This window comes from Chitinophaga sp. OAE865 (assembly GCF_040546735.1).
Lineage (GTDB): Bacteria > Bacteroidota > Bacteroidia > Chitinophagales > Chitinophagaceae > Chitinophaga > Chitinophaga polysaccharea_A.
The window spans coordinates 2917690-2942341 of record NZ_JBEPOF010000001.1 but is presented as its reverse complement, the minus strand read 5'-3'; the positions used below and the strand labels follow the sequence as shown (position 1 = coordinate 2942341).

At 47.4% G+C, this 24652-nt stretch carries 21 protein-coding genes; 11 read left to right on the top strand and 10 right to left on the bottom strand.

Annotated elements, in window-relative coordinates; all coding sequences use genetic code 11:
- The first annotated feature begins 56 nt into the window (after positions 1-56).
- The 5 genes from ABIE50_RS12015 (at position 57) to ABIE50_RS11995 (ending at position 5210) form a co-directional block, all read left to right on the top strand.
- Positions 57-764: an esterase family protein gene (locus tag ABIE50_RS12015; RefSeq protein WP_209861315.1), complete on the top strand. Its 708-nt coding sequence runs from the start codon at positions 57-59 to the stop codon at positions 762-764.
- 5 nt (positions 765-769) lie between these two features.
- A complete protein-coding gene (locus ABIE50_RS12010) occupies positions 770-1861 on the top strand; it encodes an ATP-grasp domain-containing protein (protein WP_209861317.1) in 1092 nt (363 codons plus the stop codon).
- A 100-nt stretch (positions 1862-1961) separates the two neighbouring features.
- The gene (locus tag ABIE50_RS12005) at positions 1962-3062 is read left to right on the top strand and encodes a carboxylate-amine ligase (RefSeq protein WP_209861319.1); all 1101 of its coding nucleotides are present in this window, start codon (positions 1962-1964) and stop codon (positions 3060-3062) included.
- Between the two features lie 35 nt (positions 3063-3097).
- The gene (locus ABIE50_RS12000; RefSeq protein WP_209861321.1) at positions 3098-3994 is read left to right on the top strand and encodes a type 1 glutamine amidotransferase; all 897 of its coding nucleotides are present in this window, start codon (positions 3098-3100) and stop codon (positions 3992-3994) included.
- A gap of 10 nt (positions 3995-4004) precedes the next feature.
- Complete coding sequence (locus tag ABIE50_RS11995; protein WP_209861323.1) at positions 4005-5210, top strand: hypothetical protein; 1206 nt, start codon at positions 4005-4007, stop codon at positions 5208-5210.
- Between the two features lie 37 nt (positions 5211-5247).
- On the opposite strand, the gene ABIE50_RS11990 is transcribed toward ABIE50_RS11995, so the two are convergent.
- Entirely contained in the window at positions 5248-5997 is a 750-nt protein-coding gene (locus tag ABIE50_RS11990; RefSeq protein ID WP_209861325.1) for a hypothetical protein, read from the bottom strand.
- 163 nt (positions 5998-6160) lie between these two features.
- Between ABIE50_RS11990 and ABIE50_RS11985 the strand changes: the two genes are divergently transcribed.
- Positions 6161-7285: a hypothetical protein gene (locus ABIE50_RS11985; RefSeq protein ID WP_209861327.1), complete on the top strand. Its 1125-nt coding sequence runs from the start codon at positions 6161-6163 to the stop codon at positions 7283-7285.
- Between the two features lie 49 nt (positions 7286-7334).
- The gene (locus ABIE50_RS11980) at positions 7335-7727 is read left to right on the top strand and encodes a RidA family protein (RefSeq protein ID WP_142683000.1); all 393 of its coding nucleotides are present in this window, start codon (positions 7335-7337) and stop codon (positions 7725-7727) included.
- A gap of 55 nt (positions 7728-7782) precedes the next feature.
- On the opposite strand, the gene ABIE50_RS11975 is transcribed toward ABIE50_RS11980, so the two are convergent.
- The 4 genes from ABIE50_RS11975 to ABIE50_RS11960 all read right to left on the bottom strand — a co-directional run bounded on the left by ABIE50_RS11975 (position 7783) and on the right by ABIE50_RS11960 (position 10450).
- Complete coding sequence (locus tag ABIE50_RS11975; RefSeq protein ID WP_142683001.1) at positions 7783-8088, bottom strand: rhodanese-like domain-containing protein; 306 nt, start codon at positions 8086-8088, stop codon at positions 7783-7785.
- A gap of 38 nt (positions 8089-8126) precedes the next feature.
- Positions 8127-8942 carry a PASTA domain-containing protein gene (locus ABIE50_RS11970; protein WP_209861330.1) on the bottom strand — a complete coding sequence of 272 codons (816 nt, stop codon included), beginning with the start codon at positions 8940-8942 and terminating at the stop codon, positions 8127-8129.
- 26 nt (positions 8943-8968) lie between these two features.
- The gene (locus tag ABIE50_RS11965; protein WP_209861332.1) at positions 8969-9955 is read right to left on the bottom strand and encodes a D-alanine--D-alanine ligase; all 987 of its coding nucleotides are present in this window, start codon (positions 9953-9955) and stop codon (positions 8969-8971) included.
- A 147-nt stretch (positions 9956-10102) separates the two neighbouring features.
- The gene (locus ABIE50_RS11960; RefSeq protein WP_142683004.1) at positions 10103-10450 is read right to left on the bottom strand and encodes a 4Fe-4S dicluster domain-containing protein; all 348 of its coding nucleotides are present in this window, start codon (positions 10448-10450) and stop codon (positions 10103-10105) included.
- Between the two features lie 94 nt (positions 10451-10544).
- Between ABIE50_RS11960 and ABIE50_RS11955 the strand changes: the two genes are divergently transcribed.
- Both ABIE50_RS11955 and ABIE50_RS11950 read left to right on the top strand, forming a co-directional pair.
- Entirely contained in the window at positions 10545-11543 is a 999-nt protein-coding gene (locus ABIE50_RS11955) for an acyl-CoA reductase (RefSeq protein ID WP_209861334.1), read from the top strand.
- 451 nt (positions 11544-11994) lie between these two features.
- Positions 11995-13569: a trypsin-like peptidase domain-containing protein gene (locus ABIE50_RS11950; protein WP_209861335.1), complete on the top strand. Its 1575-nt coding sequence runs from the start codon at positions 11995-11997 to the stop codon at positions 13567-13569.
- A gap of 275 nt (positions 13570-13844) precedes the next feature.
- Here ABIE50_RS11950 and ABIE50_RS11945 read toward each other — a convergent pair whose 3' ends face one another.
- From ABIE50_RS11945 to proS, 4 genes are all read right to left on the bottom strand, one after another.
- Entirely contained in the window at positions 13845-14606 is a 762-nt protein-coding gene (locus ABIE50_RS11945) for a LytR/AlgR family response regulator transcription factor (RefSeq protein ID WP_078672331.1), read from the bottom strand.
- Entirely contained in the window at positions 14603-14944 is a 342-nt protein-coding gene (locus tag ABIE50_RS11940; RefSeq protein ID WP_354027984.1) for a LytS family sensor histidine kinase, read from the bottom strand. Before ABIE50_RS11940 ends, ABIE50_RS11945 begins: the two co-directional genes overlap by 4 nt.
- Complete coding sequence (locus tag ABIE50_RS11935; RefSeq protein ID WP_354027983.1) at positions 14910-17528, bottom strand: ligand-binding sensor domain-containing protein; 2619 nt, start codon at positions 17526-17528, stop codon at positions 14910-14912. Before ABIE50_RS11935 ends, ABIE50_RS11940 begins: the two co-directional genes overlap by 35 nt.
- A gap of 126 nt (positions 17529-17654) precedes the next feature.
- Positions 17655-19130, bottom strand: a complete 1476-nt coding sequence (gene proS, locus ABIE50_RS11930) for a proline--tRNA ligase (protein ID WP_142683008.1) — start codon at positions 19128-19130, stop codon at positions 17655-17657.
- 284 nt (positions 19131-19414) lie between these two features.
- Here proS and ABIE50_RS11925 point away from each other — a divergent pair, with 284 nt between their 5' ends.
- Positions 19415-20431, top strand: a complete 1017-nt coding sequence (locus ABIE50_RS11925) for a hypothetical protein (protein ID WP_209861339.1) — start codon at positions 19415-19417, stop codon at positions 20429-20431.
- A gap of 156 nt (positions 20432-20587) precedes the next feature.
- Positions 20588-22141: an OmpP1/FadL family transporter gene (locus tag ABIE50_RS11920; RefSeq protein WP_209861341.1), complete on the top strand. Its 1554-nt coding sequence runs from the start codon at positions 20588-20590 to the stop codon at positions 22139-22141.
- Between the two features lie 97 nt (positions 22142-22238).
- On the opposite strand, the gene ABIE50_RS11915 is transcribed toward ABIE50_RS11920, so the two are convergent.
- On the bottom strand, positions 22239-24602 hold the full coding sequence (locus ABIE50_RS11915; RefSeq protein ID WP_209861343.1) for an ABC transporter permease: 2364 nt from the start codon (positions 24600-24602) through the stop codon (positions 22239-22241).
- Positions 24603-24652 lie beyond the last annotated feature (50 nt).

The following is a 24652-nucleotide window of genomic DNA, read 5'->3' as shown; positions in this document are numbered from 1 at the left end:
GCAACAATTTACCAATAAACCAATAATCTTTTTTAAATTTAACTAAACACTTTCCTGTGACCGAAAACTATTTAAAATGGCATTCTCCCAACCTGGGAAAGGAATTTGAGATGTTGGTATTCGGCGATAGCGGATACCCCCTGCTCCTGTTCCCTACCTCCATGGGGCGTTATTATGAAAGCAAGGACTTTGGTCTGATAGAAGCCATGCGATGGTTTATCGAGGAAGGAAGGATTAAAGTGTATTGCCCCGACAGCATCGATGCATTCAGCTGGTACAATAAAAGCATTTCTCCCGAACAAAGAGCGTATAATCATACCTGTTATGACAAGCTGCTCATGGAAGAAATACTGCCACGCATGACAGAGGAAACGGGACACCAGCGGATAGTGGCTGCCGGCTGCAGCTTCGGCGGGTATCATGCTGCCAACTTTGCATTCCGCCACCCCGAGCGCGTGTCGTACCTGTTCAGCCTCAGCGGCATCTTTGATATCAGGTTCCGCATGGACGGGCATTACGATGATAATGTATACTATAATAACCCGGCAGATTTTGTGCCGGACAACCAGCATGAAGACCTCTGGCGCATGGGCATCGTGCTGGGGGTAGCCGACCGGGACGTAACCCGGCCACAGAATGAACACCTGTCAGGTATACTGGCCGGCAAAAAAATAGCCCACTGGCTGGATATCCGTCCGCAAACTACGCACGACTGGCCGGTATGGCGGGAAATGTTGCCGCATTATGTTTCACTTATCAAGTAAGTACCATGAAAAAAATAGGGATCCTCTTCGGGCAGGAAAACACTTTTCCACAGGCGTTTGTAGACCGTGTAAACCGTATTAACCCTCCCGGCATCTTCGCTGAATTTGTGACCATCGACAAAGTAATGCAGGGCGCCGACCCGGGGTACGCCGTGATTGTAGACCGTATTTCGCAGGATGTGCCCTTCTACCGGTCTTACCTGAAAAACGCCGCCGCTGCCGGTACCGCCGTTATTAACAACCCTTTCTGGTGGAGCGCCGACGATAAATTCTTCAACAACGCCCTCGCGGAAAAGATTGGCGTAAATGTGCCCCGCACCGTATTGCTGCCTTCCAATAAACTGCCGGATGATACCACGGATAAATCGTTCCGTAACCTTATTTACCCGTTCGACTGGAACAGCATTTTTGAATATGTGAGCTTCCCCGCGTATATGAAACCGTATGCCGGCGGCGGATGGAAACATGTATACCGCGTGGAAGACAAAGATGATTTCTTCCGTAAACACGGTGAAACCGGTCAGCTGGTAATGATGTTGCAGGAAGAGATCGACTTCAGCCAGTATTACCGCTGCTTTTGCATAGGCGGTAAACAAGTGCGGATCATGCCCTACAATCCCAAAAACGCACCGCACCTGCGTTACCAGGCCGATTATGAACCCAGTGCAGCACTGGCGGAACGGATCACGGAACAGGTACTTACCCTGCATCAATACCTGGGATACGATTTCAATACGGTGGAAATAGCTGTGCGCAGTGAAGTACCTTACGCTATCGACTTCTGCAACCCTGCGCCGGATGCCGATCTTCACTCCATCGGTGAAGAACATTTTGAATGGGTGGTGGAAACCACCGCCAGGTACGCTATAGAAAGGGCTATTGCACAGAAACCTGGGAAAGACAATCTCACCTGGGGCAAATTTGTGCATCCTGGCCGCGCAAAAGCAGCAGCAGCAGCTACCACGGAGAAAAAGAAACCTGCCGCTCCCAAAGCAAAAAAAACAACACCGGTAAAGGAAAAGAAGAATAGCACCGAAAAAGAGAAAAAAACAGCAACCAAAAAAAGCCCGGTGAAAAAACAACAAAAAGAAAAATGAAACCGTTTTACTGCCCTACATTTGCAGACGGCATTCATTTTAAATTAAATTGCCGTAATTACCGCTGCATAACCCGCAGCTAAAAGCTAAAGCTAACAACATGTTTAAGGCGTTCACGCTGGGGATCGAGGAAGAGTATATGGTAATGGACCCTGTTACCCGGGAGCTCAGATCACATGAACAAAAAATAGTAGAACAGGCCCATAAGGTGATCAACGACCAGGTAAAAGCGGAGTTCCACCAGGCAGTAGTGGAAGTGGGCACACAGATCTGTGCCGATATCCACGAGGCCCGGAAAGACGTAGCCTTCCTGCGCCGCACCATTGCACAAATAGCCGGCGACCTGGGATTCAGCATCGGCGCCTCCGGTACCCATCCTTTCAGTAAATGGGAAAAACAACTGATCACCGATCATCCCCGCTATTTTGAAATAGTAAATGAAATGCAGGATGCCGCACGCTCCAACCTCATTTTTGGTTTACATGTACATGTTGGAATGGAAAACAGGGAAATGGCTATTCACATCGCCAATTCCGTGCGTTATTTCCTCCCGCATATTTTTGCATTAAGCACCAACTCCCCTTTCTGGGAAGGACGTAACACCGGCTTCAAATCCTTTCGTACAAAAGTTTTCGATAAATTTCCCCGCACAGGTATCCCCGATTATTTTGCCAGCATCGAAGAATACGATAACTATATTAAGCTGCTGGTAAAAACAAACTGCATCGACAATGCCAAGAAAGTATGGTGGGACCTGAGGGTGCATCCATTTTTTAATACGGTGGAATTCCGCATTTGCGATGTACCGCTCACCCTGGACGATACCATCATGATAGCAGGGCTTTTCCAGGCAGTATGCGCCAAGATCTATAAACTGCGGATGCAGAACCTCAATTTCATTATCTACAACCGCGCACTGATCAACGAAAATAAATGGAGGGCCTCCCGCTATGGAATTGATGGGTACCTGATTGATTTTGGAAAGGAGATAGAAGTCAATGCACGCGCGCTGATTTCCGAGCTGCTCGACTTTATCGACGATGTAGTGGATGACCTGGGCAGCCGCGATATCATTGCCGCTACCACGCAACTACTGGATACCGGCACTGGGGCAGACAAACAATTAGAGATATATGCCGAAACAAACAGCCTTGTTGCCGTAACAGATTTTATCCAGGACCGCTTTCTACAGGGCTGTTAATATCCCATAAAATAAATTTCGCGTAATTTTGCAGCATGCATCCAATAAAAAATAGCTGGAAGGTGGCTGTGCTGGATATGTATGAGGGTGTTCCCAATGAAGGGATGCGCTGTATCCGTGAAATATTGGCGAAATACGCCAGCATGCATGCACTGGACCTGCAGTTTGATGAGTTTGAAGTAAGACAGCAAATACAGGTTCCCGACACTTCCTATGATATATATATTTCTACGGGCGGCCCCGGCAGCCCGGTAGCCAGTGAAGGCAGCGACTGGGAAACAGCCTATTTTTCCCTGGTGGAAAACCTCCTCGAATGGAACCGGACCCATGAAGTGAAGAAGCCCGTCTTTTTTATCTGTCATTCCTACCAGCTCATGTGCCGTTACTATAAACTGGGCAATGTATGCAAACGGAAATCACCCGCATTCGGCGTATTCCCTGTGCATAAAACCGCCGCCGGCATGCAGGAAAAAATATTCAGCGCGCTGCCTGATCCTTTTTATATTGTGGACAGCCGCGACTGGCAGGTGATAGAGCTGGATTATGAGAACCTGCAGGCAATGGGCGGACATGTAATTGCGCTTGAAAAAGAACGGCCGCACGTGCCGCTGGAACGCGCTACCATGGCCATCCGGTTTAATGAGCACTTTATTGGCACACAGTTCCACCCCGAAGCAGATGCTACCGGTATGCATATGTACTTATTACAGGAAGAAAAGAAAAAGCAGGTGGTGAACCATCACGGCCTGGAAAAATATAACAGTATGATCCGGCAGCTCACCGATCCGGACAGGATCATGCTTACACACGACCGTTTTATTACCGCGTTCCTGGACTATGCCATTTATGGCCGGTTGTCCGACAGGCTGGCTGCCATTGAACGGCTGGCGCAGGTAACGGCGCATAATGATAATGAGCACTCGTTCTTCTAATTAAAAAATTATGATCCCTGCTGTCAGAAAAGCATATAACCAACAATTCACACCTGCGCAATACCAGGCTTTTTTAGATGGCATTGCCGCAGATACCGGCGTGGTACCCGCTTTCAGAATAGCCGAAACCCCGGTGTTTGTGCCTGCTGCCCTTAGCAGTAAACTGGTACAGGCCTGCGAAGAGATTGTGGATGTGCTGCTTCGCCCCGATTTTAAAACCATTACCCGCGATGCCATTCCACCAGCGCTGAAAGTGCCGCATGAAAATGAGCACCCGCATTTTATTGTCATTGATTTTGCTGTTTGCAAAGCAGATGACGGATCCCTGGCGCCCCAGCTCATTGAATTACAGGGATTCCCTACCATGCTGGCTTTCCAGGAAGTGATGGCGCGCCGTTTTAAAACACATTTCAATATACCGGATACGCTGAGTAATTTTTTCAACGGGCTGGATGAAGCCGCATATTACCAGCTGCTGCGCGATATGATTGTGGGCCCTTATACGCCGGAAGAAGTGATACTGCTGGAAGTGAAGCCGGAAGAGCAAAAAACACGGATCGATTTTCACAGCACGGAAAAAAAACTGGATATTCCCACCGTTTGTTTAACCGCCCTCATACAGGAAGGCAAACAGCTGTTCTATATGAGAAACGGTGTAAAAACCCGTGTGCAGCGCATTTATAACAGGATCATTTTTGACGACCTGCAACGACAGGCCGAAAGCCTTGGCGCCCATGTAAATCTTTTCCAGGAACTGGATGTGGAATGGATCACGCACCCCAACTGGTTTTACCGGATCAGTAAATACATGATGCCCTTTATTCACAGTGAATATGTGCCTAAAAGCTGGTTCCTGCACCAGTTGCCGGTAGTGCCTGCCGACCTTGAAAATTATGTACTGAAGCCGCTCTTTTCTTTTGCAGGCCAGGGAGTACTGATAGATGTGACAGCGGAAGATATTGACCGGATCAAGGATCCGGAGAACTGGATATTGCAACGCAAAGTAAAATACGCACCTGCTATAGAAACGCCAACCGGCTCCGCTATCTGCGAAATACGCATGATCTATATCTGGCAGGATGGGGCAGCGAGACCAATGCTGGTGCATAATCTGGCGCGGATCAGCAAGGGTAAAATGATAGGCGTGGGATTCAACAGCCAGGATACCTGGGTAGGCGGCAGCTGCTGCTTTTTTGAATCCGGCGATGCAAAATAAAAAGAGGAAAGCAGTATTGCTTTCCTCTTAAAAAGAATTACTCAAATTCTTCAATCAACGGGCCGGTACTGTATTCACTCCGTTTTCCCACTCCTATAGCCAGTTCCTGGTTTTCGCTGTTTTTAACGATCAGGAAAGGCTGGCCATATTTCTGTTTACCGGCAAAAATTACGGCAACATCTGTACAGGAATACACGTCTTCATTGCTCAGTGTTATTTCCTTGTTGCTGTCCAGGATATTTTCCGTTTTTCTGTTTTCTTTCCGGAGATGTAATTTTCTTCCTACATACTGTTGTTTCAGCCATTCGTAGTTGCCGTTGATAATCACCGGTGTATTCGGAAGATTGTCTTCCGGCACCTGGTACAGCAACAGCTTCCGGTCTTCATCACGCAATGTAAAGATCAGCGTGGTAACACCCTCCAGGTTTCTCCGGTCGTAGTCTACAATGCGGAATGTTTTGTTTTCTATTGCTTTATAAGGCGTATAAAAATGGCCGCCTTTGAGCACACTCTTATATGGCACCTCCACTACGGCTTTCATTTTAAGATTATCCAGCAGGGTATCTTCTTTGTTTCGCACGGCACGCTGCGGATTAAGTTTCAGGAAAGTGATCTCTTGTCCTACCAGCGTTAGCTGGGCTATATCCGGTGTAAGATGCTGAAAGGCAATACTGCTGTCGTAAGGAACTAAAACCGGCTTCTTCTGCGTATCCCTGTATTTAATCTGGGCGGAAGCGCCGAAGCTTACTGCCATTCCCAAACACAGGGCTAAATGTTTCAATTTCATATCACTAAAATATTGGCAAAGATATATTGTTTCATTGCTGCACCTGACACAGCAATTTGTTAAAAAAGATAACGGAGAGTTTGCAAATACATTGCGTAGTACACTTTTATCTTTGATATAAATATTTACTTTTATGTAAATATGTCAACTTAATACCTATCTTATGTTTAATAACCTGGCCATAGATGTGGCGCTTGGCCTTATTTTCATTTACCTGCTATACAGTTTGCTGGCCTCCGTGGTACAGGAGCTGATTGCCAGGATCTTCAATTCCAGGGCGCGGCTGTTAACCAAGGGCTTACGCCGGATGCTGGAAGAGGATGATCACAGTACCGACCTGGGCTGGTTTGGAAAGTTTACCTTCTTCAATTGGTTTTACGAGCTGGGATGGAGCGTGGTGTATTTCTTCGAGCCATTCCGGAAAAATCCTTTCCTTAAAAAGTTCTACAGCATGCCTTCCATCCACAGCCTTGGGGAAAACAGCGCTACTTCACGGCCGGCCTATATCAGTCCGCAGATCTTTTCCCAAACAATGATACACCTGTTACGGGGCAGCGTTCCTGAACATAAGGGCAATGATGCACAGGCCATTAAAGCGGCGCTCACTCACAATTACCTGCACCTGGTGCCGGATACGCACGAACACCTGTTGCAGCTGTTTGAAGACGCGGGCCACAATATAGCGGCCTTCCGGGTAAATATGGAAAGCTGGTTCAACGAAACCATGACACGTACCAGCGGCTGGTACCGGAAACAAACCCAAACATGGTTGTTGTGCATCGGTATCAGCATTGCAGCGCTCTTTAACGTGGATTCCATTGCTATAGCCCGGATCCTGATGAAAGACAAAAACGTAAGATCACAGCTGGTACAGCTTGCCGCCAGCCGGGGCCCTGGTTATACCGCTATCACTGATACGCTTATACGTAAAAATGTGCTGCATAAAGACAGCGCCTTTTTCCGGGCAGATACCTCCATCCGCATATTTGTGACCGATACCTCGCTGATCGGTGTATATGCCATGCTGCACAACGATGCCGGCGATGCAGCGAACGTACTGGGCATCAGCCGGGCCTGCATACCCGATACCAGCGGCGGGCGCCTCACGGTACGCTGTGGTTATACGCATCCTTTCCAGCAAAATGGCTGGCTTGTTTTTGCCGGCTGGTGCATTACCGCGCTTGCCATATCACTGGGTGCTCCTTTCTGGTTCGACCTGCTTGGTAAGGTCATAAAATTCAGGACCACCACTCCGCCTCCTGCAGATAACACTGCCACCACACAGTAAAGAAGATGTTGTAGATTTGTGTATCTCCTCATCTCTCTAAAAAACAACTATGAAACGCACCAATTATTCCTCCGGGGCGCTTTGGGAAGGGAAAGTAGGCTACTCCCGTGCCGTAAGGGTAGGCAATATCATTGAAGTATCCGGCACCGTAGCATCCGATAATGATAAAGTAGTAGCTGAAGGTGACGCCTATGAACAAACGAAATTTGCCCTGGCAAAAATAGAATCAGCGCTGATCAATGCAGGCGCCACGTTGCATGATGTGGTACGCACCCGTATGTTTGTAACGGATATCTCCAGGTGGGAAGAATATGGAAGGGCGCACGGGGAATTCTTTAAGAGTATTAAACCCGCTACCAGCATGGTGGAGGTGAGTAAACTGATTGATCCCCGTTACCTCGTGGAAATAGAAGCCACTGCCATCGTGGAACAGAAAGCCTAGCGGGAAGATCTTCTGCGCCTGGTTACCGGGGCGCAGAAGTAGTGATAATATTATATTATTTATACAGCTCTGTCCATTTCAGCATACCGCCTACCAGGTTTTTGGTGTTGGTAAAGCCCATGGAATCGAGCAGCATACAAGCCTGCCCGCTGCGGTTACCGCTGCGGCAATACACGATGATCTCTTTATCTTTCCAGTCTTCAATTTCATCTACCTGCATCTGCTGCACAAAGCCCAAAGGAATATGTGTACCGCCGATGTTGAATTCTGCACGCTCATGTGGTTCTCTTACGTCTAATATATAAAGTTCTTCACCGCTGTCTATACGTTGTTTCAGTTCTTCTGCCGTAATGTTTTGCATGTTATTAAGTATTTAGAATCAAATTACATCATTTTCAACTATTCCTGTTCAACAGGTTTTACGGCAGCGGTACTATCGGTTACCGGTTTGGTGGCAGATAACCAGAAGTCCACGCTTTCACCGGCCCTTACCATATTAAAATCGCCGATTTCGTTTTTACGGGCGGGTACCTGCTTAATGATATAGGCGTTTGCCGTGTCTGTTACGTTGGGGTCAATGATCACCGTACCCTGGTTGAGATTACTGGCGCTGAGCATTTCCCGGGCTTCAGCAAAGGTGAGCCCTACAAAATTAGGCACCGGGTTTTCCACGCTGCCGGTTCCGCTGCTCAGGATCAGGGTAATATTGCTGCCTTCTGCCACTTCCGTGCCGGGCTTCACTTTCCTGCCATTCAGCAGCTGCTGTAATACCGTATTGGTGGCAAAATCGGGTTTATAAATCGTATCGCCCACGTTGAGCCGCATGCTTTTCAGCATCATTTCCGCGCTGCGGAAGGTAAGTCCTTCGAGGTCCGGCATTTTCACCATAGGCGCCACAGTTTTATTGACGGTCAGGTAAATGGTTCTGCCAACTTTTACCTGCGCTCCTTTATCAGGTGTTTGCGCATACACGGCCAGGGGAGGAATGGAATCAATATAAATGGAATCCCTTACATCAGCCTCAAAACCGGCTTTTTCCAGCAATGCAATAGCCTCCTTTATATTTTTCCCATGTACATCCGGCACGGTTTGCTGCTGTCCATGTTTGGTGATAAAACCAAGCATAGAGAAAAACAGCAGGGCCAGGGCAAAAAACATTACAATAACCGCCAACAGATTGAATAAAAAAGAGCGTTTGGTAATAAAGTCGAACACGATAATTATATTAAGTGTGATAATCCTTACTTCAGGCTTTCTTCCAAAAGCAGGCCATAAAATTCCTTCAGTGTTTTCCCCGCAGCTCTTACCTGCTGTGGAACCAGGCTGTTTTCAGACTGGCCGGGCATTGTATTTATTTCCAGGAAGTACAGTTTCCCGGTAGCTTCTTCATAGATAAAATCCACGCGTACAATGCCTTTACAATTCAGTTTATTGTAAATAATGGTGGCGGTTTCCTGTACCTGGCGGGCAATATCGTCTGTTACCGGTGCAGGGGTGATTTCGTTGGATACGCCCGGCGTATATTTCGCTTCGTAGTCGAAAAACTCTTTGCTGCTCACTACTTCTGTGATCGGCAACACCGTAATAGCGCCATTGGCCCGGTACAGCCCCATCGTCAGCTCCCGGCCTTTGATAAATTCCTCTATAAGAATCTGGGAGTCTTCATTAAACGCTTTATCAATAGCCGGCTGCAGCTCCTCCGCAGTTTTCACCTTTGACATGCCGATGCTGCTGCCTCCTTCTGCGGGCTTCACGAAAACGGGTAAACGCAGTTGCTGCAGTATTTCTGCCGTATTATATGGCTGCTGGCGGAAAATATGTACTGATCTGGATACGTTCACCACCTTCAGTGCATCTACCACTTTATTGCAATAGCTTTTATTAAAGGTGAGCGCGGAAGTGACCATACCGCAGCTGGTAAAAGGAATACCAAGCATTTCGAAGTAACCCTGCAGGCGGCCGTCTTCTCCCGGTGTACCGTGAATACCGATAAATACGGAATCAAAGGTGATCTTTTCCCCGTTGATGGTTAGGGAGAAATCATTTTTATCCACTTCAGTCACCTGCCCGTCGGCGCCGGTATGGCTCCAGCTGCTTTTTGTGATAATGATCTTGTATACATTATATTTACTGCTGTCCAGGTTATTCTCAATAGTTACGGCGCTTTGTACGGATATCACATACTCTCCGGAATATCCACCGGCGACCAGAGCTATATTCTTCTTCATAAGATGTTTTGCTATAAGCGGGTAAAGTTAAAGGTTATTTGTTAATTGTCAAGAGCCACCACGCAGGCCGGCAGTGGCTGTTCAAATTACATAAAAAAACCGTCCCGGCCAGAGCAGGAACGGTTATTAAGCTTCCTTAAGAATATTTTAGATGTGGAGTTTGGCCTTCTTGTCCATCAGCTCATCTACGGTTTCCTGGTACATTTCATCAGGAACACAGCAGTCTACCGGGCAAACCGCGGCACATTGCGGTTCTTCATGAAATCCCTGGCATTCTGTACATTTGTTGGGCACAATATAGTAGGTATCTACACTGATAGGCGCATTTCGCTGGTCAGCATCCATTACACTACCGTCCATCAATGTATAGGCGCCTTTTACGGTGGTACCGTCGGCTATTGCCCATTCAACACCACCCTCGTATATCGCATTGTTGGGGCATTCCGGTTCGCAGGCGCCACAGTTTATACATTCGTCTGTTATCTTAATTGCCATAGTGTAAACTTTTTGGTTAAGTAGTAAGCCATTAATTTTGTGTGACAAAAATAAAATTTTCCCGGTTTAATTAGGTCATTATTTATACAGTTTCATGAACATAGCAGAAAAAGAAGCCGCATTGGTGCGCCTGGGGCAGTATCTGGCGGATAAAAGCCCGGAATTGGAAGCAGTTAAAGAACGCGCATATATTGCCAACGGCTGGTTTATTCCCTCCTTTATAGACAACGCATTGGATAATATTGCCCGTTATTTCCTGTCGCCGGAGCCGTTGCAGCAGTGGCTGCAGGGCTATCAAAAGGTTACAGAACAGCGCGCGCCTAAAACCGTGGGTATTGTTTCCGCAGGGAATATTCCCCTGGTAGGCTTCCACGACTGGCTTTGCGGGTTTGTTAGCGGGCACCGGGTAAAAATGAAACTTTCCGGTAAAGATGAGATCCTGATGAAGCACATCCTGGAAAAGATCAGTGAATGGTACCCGGACCAGGCCAATCAGACGGAAATACACGACATGTTGAAAAATTGCGACGCCTATATTGCCACTGGCAGCAACAACTCTGCCCGGTATTTCCACTACTATTTTGCCAAATACCCCCATATCATCCGGCATAACCGCACCTCGGCCGCTATCCTTACCGGTAAAGAATCAACGGAAGAGCTGCTGGCGCTGGCAGACGATATCATGATGTACTTCGGCCTGGGTTGCAGGAATGTGACCAAGATATATGTACCGCTGAACTACGACTTTACGCCCCTGCTCAAAGCCCTGGAGAAATACAGTTACCTGATTGAGCATCACAAATACAAGAACAATTACGATTACAACCTGGCCCTGCTGCTGCTGAACAGCAGCGCCTATATGACCAACGGCAGTATCCTGCTGCAGGAAAACACCGGCCTCTTTTCCCCGATCAGCGTTTTACACTACAGCTATTATGTAGATATGGCCCAGCTGCAACAGGAACTTTCCGGGGAAGACGCCCTGCAATGCCTGGTAGGACAGCAATTCACGCCCTTCGGCTATGCCCAGCAACCCAGCCTCACCGACTACGCCGATGGCGTGGACACGCTGAAGTTCCTGCTGGAGCTGTAGCGGCGCGCGACTCCGGCGCTTGCCGCGGAAATTGTCTTGGAACACTGATTACGCTGATTATACTGATTTGTTTGATTTTATTTTGGGGATTTAAATGATTGGGAGATATAAGCAAATATGTCTACCCCAATTTTTTAAAATCAAAAAAATCCAAGAAGTAAAAATCAAGAAAATCAGTATAATCAGCGTAATCAGTGTTCCAAGACAATTTAAAGCACCGAAGGCGCTACGTAAGCTAACAATTTGTCGGAATTACTTGTTATATTGACAGGAAGGCTGCCATGCCTGTCAGTGAGGTGTTAAGCCGTGTTTAACGATTGATATAAAAATGTGTTAAAGTGAATCCCCCCTGTTGCGTTTGATTCACAGTGCAGATTAAATTTGTAGTCAGGGCATGTAAATTGATCATATCCCAGCGTTATCATTAATTATCACGCAAACACACTATAATATGAAATTCAAGCAAATTGTTACGACTGTTTTCCTCAGTGCTGTAACGGCAGCTGCCTCCATATTTGTGTATGGCAAATATTTCCAGCCGAAGCAGCCGATTGTTTTCCAGAACGGTACCGAAATCCCTGTTAACTACGCCCGTTATATGCCGGGCACAGAAGGGAATGTAAATGCTACCCCTCCATCCGATTTTACCACCGCGGCAAAGGCAGCTGTGCCCGGTGTAGTACATATCAAAACAAAGATCAACCCCAGGCAGGTAACCAATGGCAATAACCTGCAAAGAAGACGCAGTATCCTGCAGGATCTTTTCGGAGATGATTTTTTTGGAGATGAATTTAACGGCGGCGGAGATGGCCGCAGGTATTACATTCCGGGCCAGATGGCTTCCGGTTCTGGCGTACTGATCTCTGCAGACGGGTACATTGTAACCAACAACCACGTAATTGCCGATGCAGATGAGATCAGCGTTTCCCTCAGCAATGAAAACAAAGTATTCAAAGCTAAACTGATAGGTACAGACCCCAGCACAGACCTGGCCGTTATTAAAATTGACGCCAAAGATCTTCCTTACCTGTTGTATGGTAACTCCGATAATGTGGAAATAGGACAATGGGTACTGGCCGTGGGTTATCCGCTTAACCTGGACGCAACCGTAACTGCAGGTATTGTGAGCGCCAAATCCCGCTCTATTGGTATCAACAGGAGCGGCGGCCGGGTGAACAGCGCTATCGAATCCTTTATACAAACCGATGCTGCTGTGAACCAGGGTAACAGTGGTGGCGCGCTGGTGAACACTGCCGGTGAACTGGTAGGTATCAACTCTGCCATCGCCTCTCCCACCGGGTCTTATGCGGGTTACTCCTATGCAATCCCGGTAAACCTCATCAAAAAAGTAGTAAATGATATTCTCAAATACGGTAACGTTCAAAGGGCTTACCTGGGTGTAAGATATGCGCCTTCTTCCCTCATCGCCAATATGAGCGATGAACAGCTGAAAGATGCAGGTATTAAAAGAGATGTAGACGGCGTACAGGTAACCGACGTGTTGCCCAACAGCTCCGCTGCTGCGGCAGGCCTCCGTACCGGTGATGTGATCACCGCAGTGAACGGCGTAAAAATCCCCAGCACTTCCCAGCTGAGCGAACAAGTAGCACGTTACAAACCAGGCGATAAGATCAGCTTAAGCTTCCTTCGCGACGGTAAGGAAATTACCGTAAACAACGTGGTAATGAAGAACCTGAAAGGTAATACAGACCTGGTAAAGATCACTGCGCTGGACCGTTTGGGTGCAGATCTCTCTGAGCTCGACAAAGACCAGGCAGCCCGTTTGGGTGTGAATGGCGGTGTGGTGGTAAATGATATCGGCAACGGTATCCTGAAAAAACAAACCAGCATGGCCCCCGGCTTTGTGATCCTGAAAGCAGGCAATACACAGATCACCTCTGTGGATGACCTCAGCAATGCAGTGGAAAAACAAAAGAACCTCAAGCTGATAGGTTTCTATCCTGAAAGAGGCGGAAATATCTATTACTATAATATTGTTACAGGTGCCGGCGCCGAAAACCTTTGATCCCCTTATTAAGTAATTAGGTTTAGGTCTGAAAAAGAGAAAGTCCCGTTTCCGGTAAGCCGGAGCGGGACTTTTTCCTTTAAGTCGTACATGCGTTGCCTGGAGAAGCTGGTCATGCAATCAGTCATTTTATGAAAACCTGTTAGAAAAGTAGTCTAAGCATATGATAAGTTAGATGGGCATTCCGTAAACGGGATAATCGGCTTAGCCAACGCATAAAAAAGCCGGTTGAGCGATGGCTCACCGGCTTTAATAATTAAAATAATTTAATAATATTACAAGTTGATCACCCCCTTCAGCTGGGTAAAGAACTCATCTTTTTTGCGGGAAGAGATGGGAATATTCTTCTGATCGCTCATTACTACGGCAGTTCCCAGCCCTTTAATGATCTTCACAATGTGATGAATATTAATGAGGAAAGATTTATGCACCCGGTAAAATCCTTTATCAGACAGCATTTCCTCATATTCCTTCAACGACTTGGAGATCAGGTGGGACACATTATTGATCAGCTGAATTTTGGTATAGCTGTCGAATGCCTCACAATAGATAATATCCTTCAGATCGATCACGTTATACCCGTCATTCACCGGTATAACGATCTTGGAGAAGGCGTTATCATTATTCTTTACATAATCTTTCAGTATGGACGCCAGTTCATTCAGCCGTCCTTTCTTACTCTTTTTCACTTTCTCCAATGCATCTTCCACCTCGCTGACCTTGATTGGTTTCAACAGGTAGTCGAGCGCAGCAAACTTAATTGCCTGCAATGCATATTCCTGGAAAGCGGTGATAAAAATAACCTCAAAGTTCAGCACCGGAAACATTTCCAATAGCTGGAATCCATTGTGTGGCGGCATCTCAATATCAAGAAACAGAACATCAATGGGGTTATTCTTTATCATTTCTGCCGCCTCATTGATATTTTGCGCTTCACCGACAACTGTCACATCTTTGCAGTAGTTCTCGAGTATATTGCGTAAAATATGAATGTTGCGGACTTCATCGTCTACAATGGCAGCTTTTATATTACTCATAACATCTTAACAATGGGAATCAGTATTTCAACTAAGGTACCTTCCTTATTGCCGAAACCAGATTTAAATTTATCAATAATTTCTAACTTTCCAACACTTCCATTAAAAGATTTTATAATCTGCAACCGCTCCTTAATCACGCTAAGTGCAGTAGACTCGTGTTTAATGAGCCTTGAACTTTTAATGCTGTTCGACTTATCCCAACCTATTCCGTCGTCATCTACCGAGCAGTACAGCAGGTCGTCCACCATTTCCAGGCGGATTTCCAGGTAACCGCTTATATTCTTTGGCGCAAGGCCATGTTTAATTGCATTTTCCACTATCGGCTGAATGATCATGGGCGGGGATGTAGATAGTATACTCCTTCAAAGCATCCTCCATAATAAAGTGATAGGTAAAGGAATGAGCAAACCGGATCTTTTCCAACTCCAGGTAACGGGTCAGAAAGGCGATTTCCTCTTCCAGTGATATATATGATTTCCTGGAGTTATTGAGCATCTGCCGCATGAGCGTAGCAAAGTCTGCCAGGAAATTCAGTGCCTGTTTCTCCTCTTTTTCCAGTATCAGGTGCTGTACTGAGTTCAGCGAGTTAAAAATGAAATGCGGGTTCATCTGGTTGGTCAGCGCTTTGGCTTCCAGCTCTGCGATGCGCCGGTTATACTCCGTTTTACGTTTTTCCGCCTGCTTGATCCGCCGGATGATATACCGCAAACCTACCAGCACCAGTAATAAGCCGGCCAGCAGCAGGATGCCCCTCGCCCACCATTGCTGGTACCACCTGGGCAGGATACTTACGTTTATAATTGCTGGTTTGGACCAGTCGCTTTTGTACTTTTTAGCCCTGAGCATCAGGGTGTAGCTGCCCGGTTGCAGGTCGGGGAACGGGATGATGTTAGACATGGTGGTGACCCATCCGCTGGTGGTATCTCCCGAAAAATTATACTGGTATTCCACCAGCTCCGGCAGGTCAAAGACGATGGTACCGAATTCCGCTTCAAAAGAAGCTTTACGTTGATAAAGATGCACAAAATTATTGGACGCCAGGAAAGTGCTGTCGCCATACCGGATGTTATTCAGGTAAATCACCGGCGGCACAGTATCCACCGGGATATGATCTGCATTAAAATAACACAACCCGTTGGAAGTGGCAATATACAGTATATCCTTATCAGCGTATACTCCGCGGATATCGTCGGAGGGCAGGCCATCGCTGGAAGTGATATTACGTGTGATCGTCTGCGTTTTTATGTCGATCACAGATACGCCGCGGTTAGTAGCCACATACAACCGGCCAATGCCGTCGTAATAAAGCTGCTGGCAGATATCGCTGGCGAGATCGTTGGCAGTAGACAGGTGTTTGATCACCCTGTTGTTCTGCATTACGTAAATCCCCTGGTCGCTGGTACCTATCCACAAAGAGCCATCCAGCCATTTCAGATCCTTGATACCCACTTTTTGCAGGGTATCCACAGCAGCGGGCTGCAATAGCCGCTCCTTGTCTGTACAAAAGAACAGGCCGCTGTTGGTGCCTACGTAATAAGCGGAGTCGTTGATACTGGCCAGCGAGGTAACCAGCATATCGAGGTCGTTGATAGAATAATTATCGGGCACCACCACCTGGTTCTTTGCAGCGATCCTTATTTTGCCACCGGGCGATACATCCACATCTTTCAGCATTTTTACAGCCGTGATGAGAGATGATTTGCGGGACAGGGTGTTGAACTTGTACAAACCGTTGTCCGTGCCAATCAGCACATTATCGTTGCTGTAAGGGGTAATGGAAAGCACGCTGTTGCGGCCGGAAGTAGTATCCAGCGTATATTGGCGGATACTGTTATTGGCATCTATGGTATTGAGCACACCTGCGTTCTGCCCGATAAGCAGCAGGTTATTCTTTTTGTCTTTGCTGATACTGAAGATAGAATGGGAATAAAGCCCGTTGGTATTATCAAGATAACTGAAATAAAAATTTTTGTAGGGGATATTATATACGCCATCGCCAAAAGTGGTGATCCAGATATTACCGTCCCTGTCTTTCAGCAGCGAGGTAATAAAGTGGTTATCCAGCAGGCGGATCACATTTCTTTCTCCTTTAAAGTAGCCTTTGAGAAAATAGAGCGCACGCTGGGTACCGATCCAAAGGTTATCGCTATCAATGCATATGTGACTGATATCATCCCTGATCCCCCATTCTTCTCCATTGAAAAAACGCACAGCATCTTTCCCTTTGTAGGAATACAGGGTGTTCCGGATGATAACGATCGGGCTTTCATTGATGCGGGCCTGGAAATTGGTATCTTCCAACGGGTACGGGGATACGGGATGGATCTGTTGCTGCGGGTTACCGGGATCTGTCAGGCTTTCGAGATGAAAGGAAGCCTGCAGCGGATGAAAGATGCTGTCATTACGCATCAGGAAGTACAGGTCCGCCCCGGAGGCGCCCAGTTTATCGTAGATTGTTTTTCTGCCGTTGTATTGAACAATCCGGTTGTTGGTATTGAGGAACCAGATGTAGCCGCCTTTGCCTTCAAAAGCGTACTGCATGTAGTGGCTACGGCTGTTGAAGATGAGGGAGGAGTCGTTTTCCTCGCTATGGATCATCGACTTTTCATAAAAGGAAGGCTTTCCGTTGAGGGTGAAAAACCACACTCTTCCTTTGGAGTCGGCGGCGAGTTTCACCACTTCATTATCTGTAAGACCGTCTTTTTTGGCGTAGTTGCGGAACCGTTTACCGTCAAACTTGCTAACGCCGGTGGGAGTTGCAAACCATATGAATCCGTCTTTATCCTGCACGGCAGCATAAACAGTAGCGTTGGCCAGCCCGTCCTTCACATTATAGTTACGGATCATCAGGCCCTGGGCCAGGGATGTTGTAACAGTGCAAAGGAAGACCGCCCCCCATAACATTATGAAACGGTTCAAGGGCATCGGATCATTTTAACGGTTTAATTGTGGGAAACACAGTTATTAAGTATTACGGATGACGAATCATTACGGGAATTTCCATAAAAATCCGTTACCCGTAATACTTAATGTGATACTTCTTTCCTAGTACGCTCTTGCAAACAGCACTCTTTCCCTGGAAGGTTTACCGGTTAGTATGCATGTACCGGCTTCCTGCGGATTATTGAGCGGGATGCAGCGTATTGTCGCTTTTGTGCGTTCTTTGATCTGTTCTTCCGTTTCAGCGGTACCGTCCCAGTGGGCAGATACAAAACCGCCTTTTTCGTCCAGCACTTTCTCAAATTCTTCAAAGGTATCTACACGGGTAATATGACTATCGCGGTAGGCTTTTGCCTTATTGAAAAGATTAAGTTGTATTTCTTCGAGCAACGCAGCGATACGGGCTGGTAAACCATCGAGCGACAGGCTCATTTTCTCCCTGGTATCGCGGCGGGTTACTTCCGCCACATTATTTTCCAGGTCTCTCGCGCCAATGGCTATACGAACCGGAACGCCTTTCATTTCGTACTCTGCAAATTTCCAGCCAGGACGGTTGTTATCAGAATCATCGTATTTCACGCTGATCCCGGCGTTTCTCAGTTCCTTTACGATCACGTTTACCCTTTCATCCAATCCTGCTTTCTGATCGGGTCCTTTATAAATAGGTACGATCACCACCTGGATAGGGGCAATTTTTGGCGGCATCACCAGGCCTTCATCATCGCTGTGCACCATGATGAGCGCACCGATGAGACGGGTAGACACTCCCCAGGAAGTAGCCCAAACGTGTTCGAGTTTATTTTCCCTGTTGGAGAATTGTACGTCAAATGCTTTGGCAAAGTTTTGTCCCAGGAAGTGGGAAGTACCGGCCTGCAGGGCTTTACCGTCCTGCATCATAGCTTCCACGCAGTAGGTTTCCACGGCGCCGGCAAATCTTTCGCTGGGCGATTTCAGTCCGCGCACCACGGGCACGGCCATATAATTTTCCGCGAAATCTGCATAGATATTCAGCATCTGTTCTGTTTCCGCAATAGCTTCTTCTGCAGTAGCATGCGCAGTATGGCCTTCCTGCCAGAGGAATTCGGTAGTACGCAGGAACAGGCGGGTACGCATTTCCCAGCGCACCACGTTTGCCCACTGGTTGATCAGGAGGGGTAAGTCGCGGTAAGACTGGATCCAGTCTTTATATGTATTCCAGATAATAGTTTCAGAAGTGGGGCGAACAATGAGCTCTTCTGCCAGTTTGGCTTCCGGGTCCACGATAACGCCGCCGCCATCAGGATCGTTTTTGAGACGGTAGTGGGTTACCACGGCGCATTCCTTGGCAAACCCTTCCACGTGGGCGGCTTCTTTGCTTAAAAAGCTTTTAGGGATGAACAGGGGAAAATAAGCATTCTGGTGGCCGGTTTCCTTGAACTTGCGGTCCAGCACATCGCGCATGGCCTCCCACAAAGCAAATCCATATGGTTTTATCACCATACATCCTTTCACAGCAGAATAATCTGCCAGTCCGCCTTTCAATACCAGGTCGTTATACCATTTGGAATAGTCTTCCGAGCGGGCCGTAATCTCTTTACTCATAAAAATTATACCTTATTTATATATCTTTTGTTTTAAGCTATTTCCGGTTAAATTTGTCGAGACAAAATTAAATCCGGCGGCCGGTTGCCAAAGGCCGGATTGGCTTAGTTTTTGTCCAATTTATATTACGAAGAAATTCCACAAACATAGATGAAAAACATAACGTTGCAAACACTTATCATAAAATAATATAACGTAGCCTGTGTTATTGTAACTTTCTTCCTGTTAAATCCGTTAAAAAGAAGTAAATTTACTATACGAATCACGCTTAAAATATATTTCAAATGAAGCCTATAATATACATTGGACTGGCAGCATCGCTCGCACTGGGAGCGTGTTCCAGTACCTACAAAACGGCTCAGACTCCGGATGATGTATACTATTCTCCGCGTCAGCAGCAGCGTACCTATGCCTCCAGCAATGGTTCTAACGGCAACAGCCGTCAGGATGAAAATGATGCCAACTATGTAGAAGGCACCCAGGATGATGGCGGTACCTATGTAACTTACCAGGACGACGATCAGGGTGATTACCAGCGTCGTTTAAACCGTTTTGGCAGTGGCAGTAACTATTCCGGGGATTACTGGGATGGTTATAATGCAGCTTCCAACCTGTACATGAGCAGTGGCTTTGGACTGGGCTACGGTAGTGGCTGGGGACTTGGCCTGGGTTACGGTTATCCGTACAGCGGTTTCTATGGCCCTTCTTTCGGCCTGGGATTCGGCTGGGGCCTTGGTGGTTACTATAGCCCATGGAGCAGCGGCTTCTACGGCGGATGGGGTTACCCATATGTAGGCAGCTACTGGCCTTCTTACTATTATCCATATTATGGCGGCGGTTATTGGGGCCACGGCGGTTACTACGGTGGCGGCGGATATTACGGCCATTATGTTACCCGCCCTTCCAACTCCTACGGATCTGTAAGAGGCGGCAACGAACGCGTACGCAGAGCTGAATATACCAACAGTGGCGGCACTGGCGGTGGCGGTTATACCCGTCCTTCCCGGACCGGTACTTTCCAACCTGCCAATGGCGGTACTTCAACCGGTGACAGACCACGTCGTGTATTCCAGCAGTCAGGTTCTGAAAGGCCTGTTACAAGACCTGCTTACCAGAACAGCGGCAGCAACAACAATAACGGCGGCGGCTATTCCCGTCCGCAGAGAACTGAATACAGCAGACCTGCTCCTACTCCTGCTCCAAGTTACACACCTAGTTCCGGCGGTGGCCGTGTAGGCGGTGGTAATTCCGGCGGCGGCGGTGGTGGTGGCTACAGCCGTCCATCCAGAGGAGGCCGTTGATAATAAAAAACATTAACTAGATAAGCGTAGCCTAAAAACCTACGCTTATTTTTTATCTCGCACACGTTTTGCCATTCCAGCACGTTATACTTATCGCAGCAGACGTTAGCGACCGTTAATTAACCTGCAGCAAATCTCATTTTAAGAATACAGATTATGATTAAAAGACTTTATCCTCTTTTAGGTGGCTTGTTTATATCTGTGACAGCCCTAGGCCAGAGCTCCAACGACGCATTACTTTATTCCCCGCTGCAACCTCACGGTACAGCCAGAACCCAGGCATTAGGCGGCGCCGGTGTAGGACTCGGAGGAGACTATTCATCCGCTCATATCAACCCGGCAGGTATTGCCATCTTTAAGACCGGCGAATTCCATATTTCGGGTGGCGTAGGCATCTCTCAAAATACCTCTAATTACCTGGGCAATGCCCAGCTTGATAATAAAGGTAACCGCAGTAATTTCCAGCTGCCTTCCATAGGGCTGATCATGGCTACCAACAAAAACAGCGGCAGCAGCACCTGGAACAATATTACCTTTTCACTGGGTATGGAACGTTTAGCCAACTATAACAACGAAATTGTTATTGCAGGCCACAATACAAAATCATCCTATTCCGACCGTTTTGTAGATGATATCTTCGATGGCAGTTCATCTACACAGGCACTTGGCTCTGATCTCGGGTTCAGTACCGGTTTGCTGGCAGATTACCAGCCTACCACCGGCAATAAAGAACCAATGACACTCGCTTCCCCTTCCAGGCAAATAGGCGGGCTTACTGAAGGCATACAGCAAAGAGGTACCCTCAAAACAGAAGGCGGGATGAACGAATATACTTTTGCAATTGGCGGTAACTATGGCGATCGCCTGTATATCGGCGCCAGCCTGAACCTGCCAAGTATTAATTACAAGGAATCACTTTCCTGGTCGGAAGATGATGCCAGCAGCAATAAAGGCAACAACTTCGGCTACTTCGATTACTATAAAGATCTGAAGCGGACAGGACTTGGTGTTGGCGGTAAAATCGGTATCCTCTATAAAGTGACCGACCACTTCAGGCTGGGCGGTACCTTCGCTACCCCTACCTGGTATTCCCTGCACGACAGCTACAGTTCAGAACTTCATTCAGATATAGAAGATGGAGCGGGTGAAGTAATCTCCAGTTCCTTTGATCAAACACAGGGTTATCCAGTAGAATATGATTATAACTACACTGCTCCTTTACGCGCAGCTGCTGGCGCCTCCTACTTCTTTGGTAACCTGCAGGAGCCACAGAGCACACAGGGCTTTATTACTGCCGACTACGAATTTGTGAACACTCCTTCTGGTAAATTCAGGATGAGTGACGACAGGGCCGGGGAAAAAAGCCTGAATGATAATATCAGCGCTGTTTATAAATCCACTTCCAATGTTCGTGTAGGCGCCGAGGTTAAATTTATGGCGATATATGCGGTAAGGGCAGGTTTTGCTTCCTACGGCAATCCATACAGTGATGATGCCTATAACGCAGGCGTAAATGCTTCCCGCAAAGTTTACAGTGGTGGTATTGGTTTCCGTAACAAGGGTCTTTATGTAGATGCTACTTACAGCTATACACAGGGTAAAGACAGGTACCAGCCTTACACCGTGTATGAAGCAGCGCTGAGCCCTGCAGCCGCTACGCTCGATTATACAAGAAGCAACATCCTGCTTACAGTAGGATTCAAATTCTAACTACCATCATATCCTATAAAAAAAGAGTCGGGGTGCAATTGCATCCCGACTCTTTTTTTATAGAAAGAAGAAACTCCGATATCAGCCATTCTTCACTTTACTCCGCCTTCAGGTTCTTTACGGGGTTTTCCAGCGCCGCCCGTATTGCCTGGAAGCTCACTGTAAGCAAGGTAATCCCGACGATAGAAATGCCCACCAGCAGCAATACTCCCGCATTCATCTCAATATGATAAGCAAAACCATGTAACCACCGGTCCATGCAATACCATGCCAATGGTAAACCGATCAGCACCGCTATTAATACCGACCGCAGGAATTCGCCGGAAAGCATAACCATCACATGCGAGGCAGTAGCGCCCAGCACTTTACGGATACTGATTTCCTTGCGCCGGCTTTCCGCGGTGAAAGCGGCTAAGCCAAACAGGCCAAGGCAGGAGATCAGGATAGCCAGTATGGTAAAGTATTTTGACAAAGCGGCCACTCTTTTCTCTGCTATATATTGCGCCTGGTAATCCTGGTCGAGGAATTTATAATCAAAAGTAAACCCCGGGTTATAATGCTGATAAAAGGCAGCCAGGGCGGGCAGCACTGCTTTTGTTTGTCCGGCTTTTATTTTTACCATTACGGTGCTGTTCAGGGAATCCAGCCGGAAAAACAAAGGACTGATGGCTTCATGCATAGACTGAAAGTGAAAATTCTTTACTACGCCTGCTATCTCTGTTTTCATTCCATTGAATTCAATCACCTTCCCCACGGGATTTTCAATTCCCATGGCCTTGATGGCTGCTTCATTAAAAATAATCCTGGAGTCATCTGCCCCATAGTCGCGCGAGAACGGCCTTCCCGCGGCCATTTCTATGCCCAGTGTTTCTATCATATCATAGTTCACTATAAACGGGCGGCACATAATGGTTTCCACAATGCCCCTGCCCTTCCAGGTACATCCCACGGAAGGCGCACCTAAAACATTGCCTACCATAGCGGATGCGTTTACCACGCCTGGTATCCTTTTCAACTCTGCCAGGAATTCAGGAATATGTTGCGGCACTTTTCCTTCTACATCAAAATACACTACGTTGTCTTTGTCGTACCCCGGGTTTTTATGCTGCACGTAAGCTATCTGCTGGTACACCGTTATCACTGCTACCATAAACAGTACCGAGAGTGTGAACTGGAATACCACCAGGCCTTTGCGGGCCAGCAATTGCCCGGGTGATCCGGGAACTTTTCCTTTCAGCACCGGTAACGGGTTGAAACCGGACAGATACAGCGCGGGATAGCCGCCTGCAAGAATACCAGTGAGCAATGCCACTGTAACCACGATACCTATCATACCGCCACTCAGTGAAAAGGATAAGGCTTTGCCCGTGATACGGTTGAACTCCGGCAGCAACAGCGCCACCAGCAGTAATGCCAGCCCCAGTGCGAGAATGGTCATCAGCATGGATTCGCCGAGATACTGCATGATCAGCGCCAGGCGGTTGGCGCCTATTGTTTTGCGGATGCCCATTTCCTTCATCCTGCCGGAAGCCTGTGCAGTGGAGAGATTTACAAAGTTGATGCAGGCTATTACCAATATAAAAAGCGCGATAAGTGAAAACAGTTTTACATAGCTGATCCTGCCGCCCGAGGCCACGCCATTCTCAAAATTGCCATGCAGATACAAATCGCTATAGCGTTGCAGGAACACATCCCGTTGCGTAGTGCTGCCGTGTGTAAGGCCGGTCATGAAGCGGCTTAGCTTTGTATTGAATGCCGGGATGTTAGTGCCTTCCTTCATTACCAGGAAAGTATTGAACGGGCCTTGCGCATCCAGCGCTGTGATGTTCATGATTTCCCGGAAGGCATCGAAAGGCAGCAGGCAATCGAATTGGATGGAAGTACCGGCTGGTAGTTCATCCAGCACGCCGGATACGGTACTGATCTTTTTGAACCGGTCTACCTGCCAGGTGATGGTTTTCCCTATGGCATTGGTGGCGCCGAATAAATTACGTGCAAGCGCTGAAGATATCACTATGCTGTTTTTACCGGCTAACACCTGCCGGTTGTTGCCTTGCAGCAAAGGGTAGGAAAATACGCTGAGGTACTCCGCGTCTGCGAATACTGCAGCTGATTTAGCGGTTTTGTTACCGGCTGTGAATGCAATTTTCGGGAACCATGAAGGAGGAGTAGATACGGTGGCATTTTCCACTTCCGGCATATCTGTTTTCAGAGTAGCGGCCAGTAATGCCGGTGTTCCGCTGGCGGTGGTGATGCCTTTTTCATGAGGTTGATTTTCCATTACCTGGAAAAGGCGGCGGTCATTTTTATGAAAGTGATCGATGCCAAGCTCGTCGTATACCCATAAACAGATCAGCAACGTACAGGCGAGACCGGTAGACAGGCCAATGAGATTGAGGATAGTAAAACGTTTGTTTTTCAACAGGTGACGCCAGGCGGTTTTCAGGTAATTTTTGAACATAAGCGGAATGTTTCGTGAGCTGTGCAAAAGCAGGGCAGCTAAGAAAATGC

Coding starts and splice junctions, on each gene's coding strand:
- ABIE50_RS12000 (WP_209861321.1), top strand. CDS start 3,098: ATGCATCCAATAAAAAATAGCTGGAAGGTGGCTGTGCTGGATATGTAT.
- ABIE50_RS11980 (WP_142683000.1), top strand. CDS start 7,335: ATGAAACGCACCAATTATTCCTCCGGGGCGCTTTGGGAAGGGAAAGTA.
- ABIE50_RS11985 (WP_209861327.1), top strand. CDS start 6,161: ATGTTTAATAACCTGGCCATAGATGTGGCGCTTGGCCTTATTTTCATT.
- ABIE50_RS11925 (WP_209861339.1), top strand. CDS start 19,415: ATGAAGCCTATAATATACATTGGACTGGCAGCATCGCTCGCACTGGGA.
- ABIE50_RS11955 (WP_209861334.1), top strand. CDS start 10,545: ATGAACATAGCAGAAAAAGAAGCCGCATTGGTGCGCCTGGGGCAGTAT.
- ABIE50_RS11990 (WP_209861325.1), bottom strand. CDS start 5,997: ATGAAATTGAAACATTTAGCCCTGTGTTTGGGAATGGCAGTAAGCTTC.
- ABIE50_RS11965 (WP_209861332.1), bottom strand. CDS start 9,955: ATGAAGAAGAATATAGCTCTGGTCGCCGGTGGATATTCCGGAGAGTAT.
- ABIE50_RS11945 (WP_078672331.1), bottom strand. CDS start 14,606: ATGAGTAATATAAAAGCTGCCATTGTAGACGATGAAGTCCGCAACATT.
- ABIE50_RS12010 (WP_209861317.1), top strand. CDS start 770: ATGAAAAAAATAGGGATCCTCTTCGGGCAGGAAAACACTTTTCCACAG.
- ABIE50_RS11960 (WP_142683004.1), bottom strand. CDS start 10,450: ATGGCAATTAAGATAACAGACGAATGTATAAACTGTGGCGCCTGCGAA.
- ABIE50_RS11920 (WP_209861341.1), top strand. CDS start 20,588: ATGATTAAAAGACTTTATCCTCTTTTAGGTGGCTTGTTTATATCTGTG.
- ABIE50_RS11995 (WP_209861323.1), top strand. CDS start 4,005: ATGATCCCTGCTGTCAGAAAAGCATATAACCAACAATTCACACCTGCG.
- ABIE50_RS12005 (WP_209861319.1), top strand. CDS start 1,962: ATGTTTAAGGCGTTCACGCTGGGGATCGAGGAAGAGTATATGGTAATG.
- ABIE50_RS11940 (WP_354027984.1), bottom strand. CDS start 14,944: ATGATCATTCAGCCGATAGTGGAAAATGCAATTAAACATGGCCTTGCG.
- proS (WP_142683008.1), bottom strand. CDS start 19,130: ATGAGTAAAGAGATTACGGCCCGCTCGGAAGACTATTCCAAATGGTAT.
- ABIE50_RS11915 (WP_209861343.1), bottom strand. CDS start 24,602: ATGTTCAAAAATTACCTGAAAACCGCCTGGCGTCACCTGTTGAAAAAC.
- ABIE50_RS11975 (WP_142683001.1), bottom strand. CDS start 8,088: ATGCAAAACATTACGGCAGAAGAACTGAAACAACGTATAGACAGCGGT.
- ABIE50_RS11950 (WP_209861335.1), top strand. CDS start 11,995: ATGAAATTCAAGCAAATTGTTACGACTGTTTTCCTCAGTGCTGTAACG.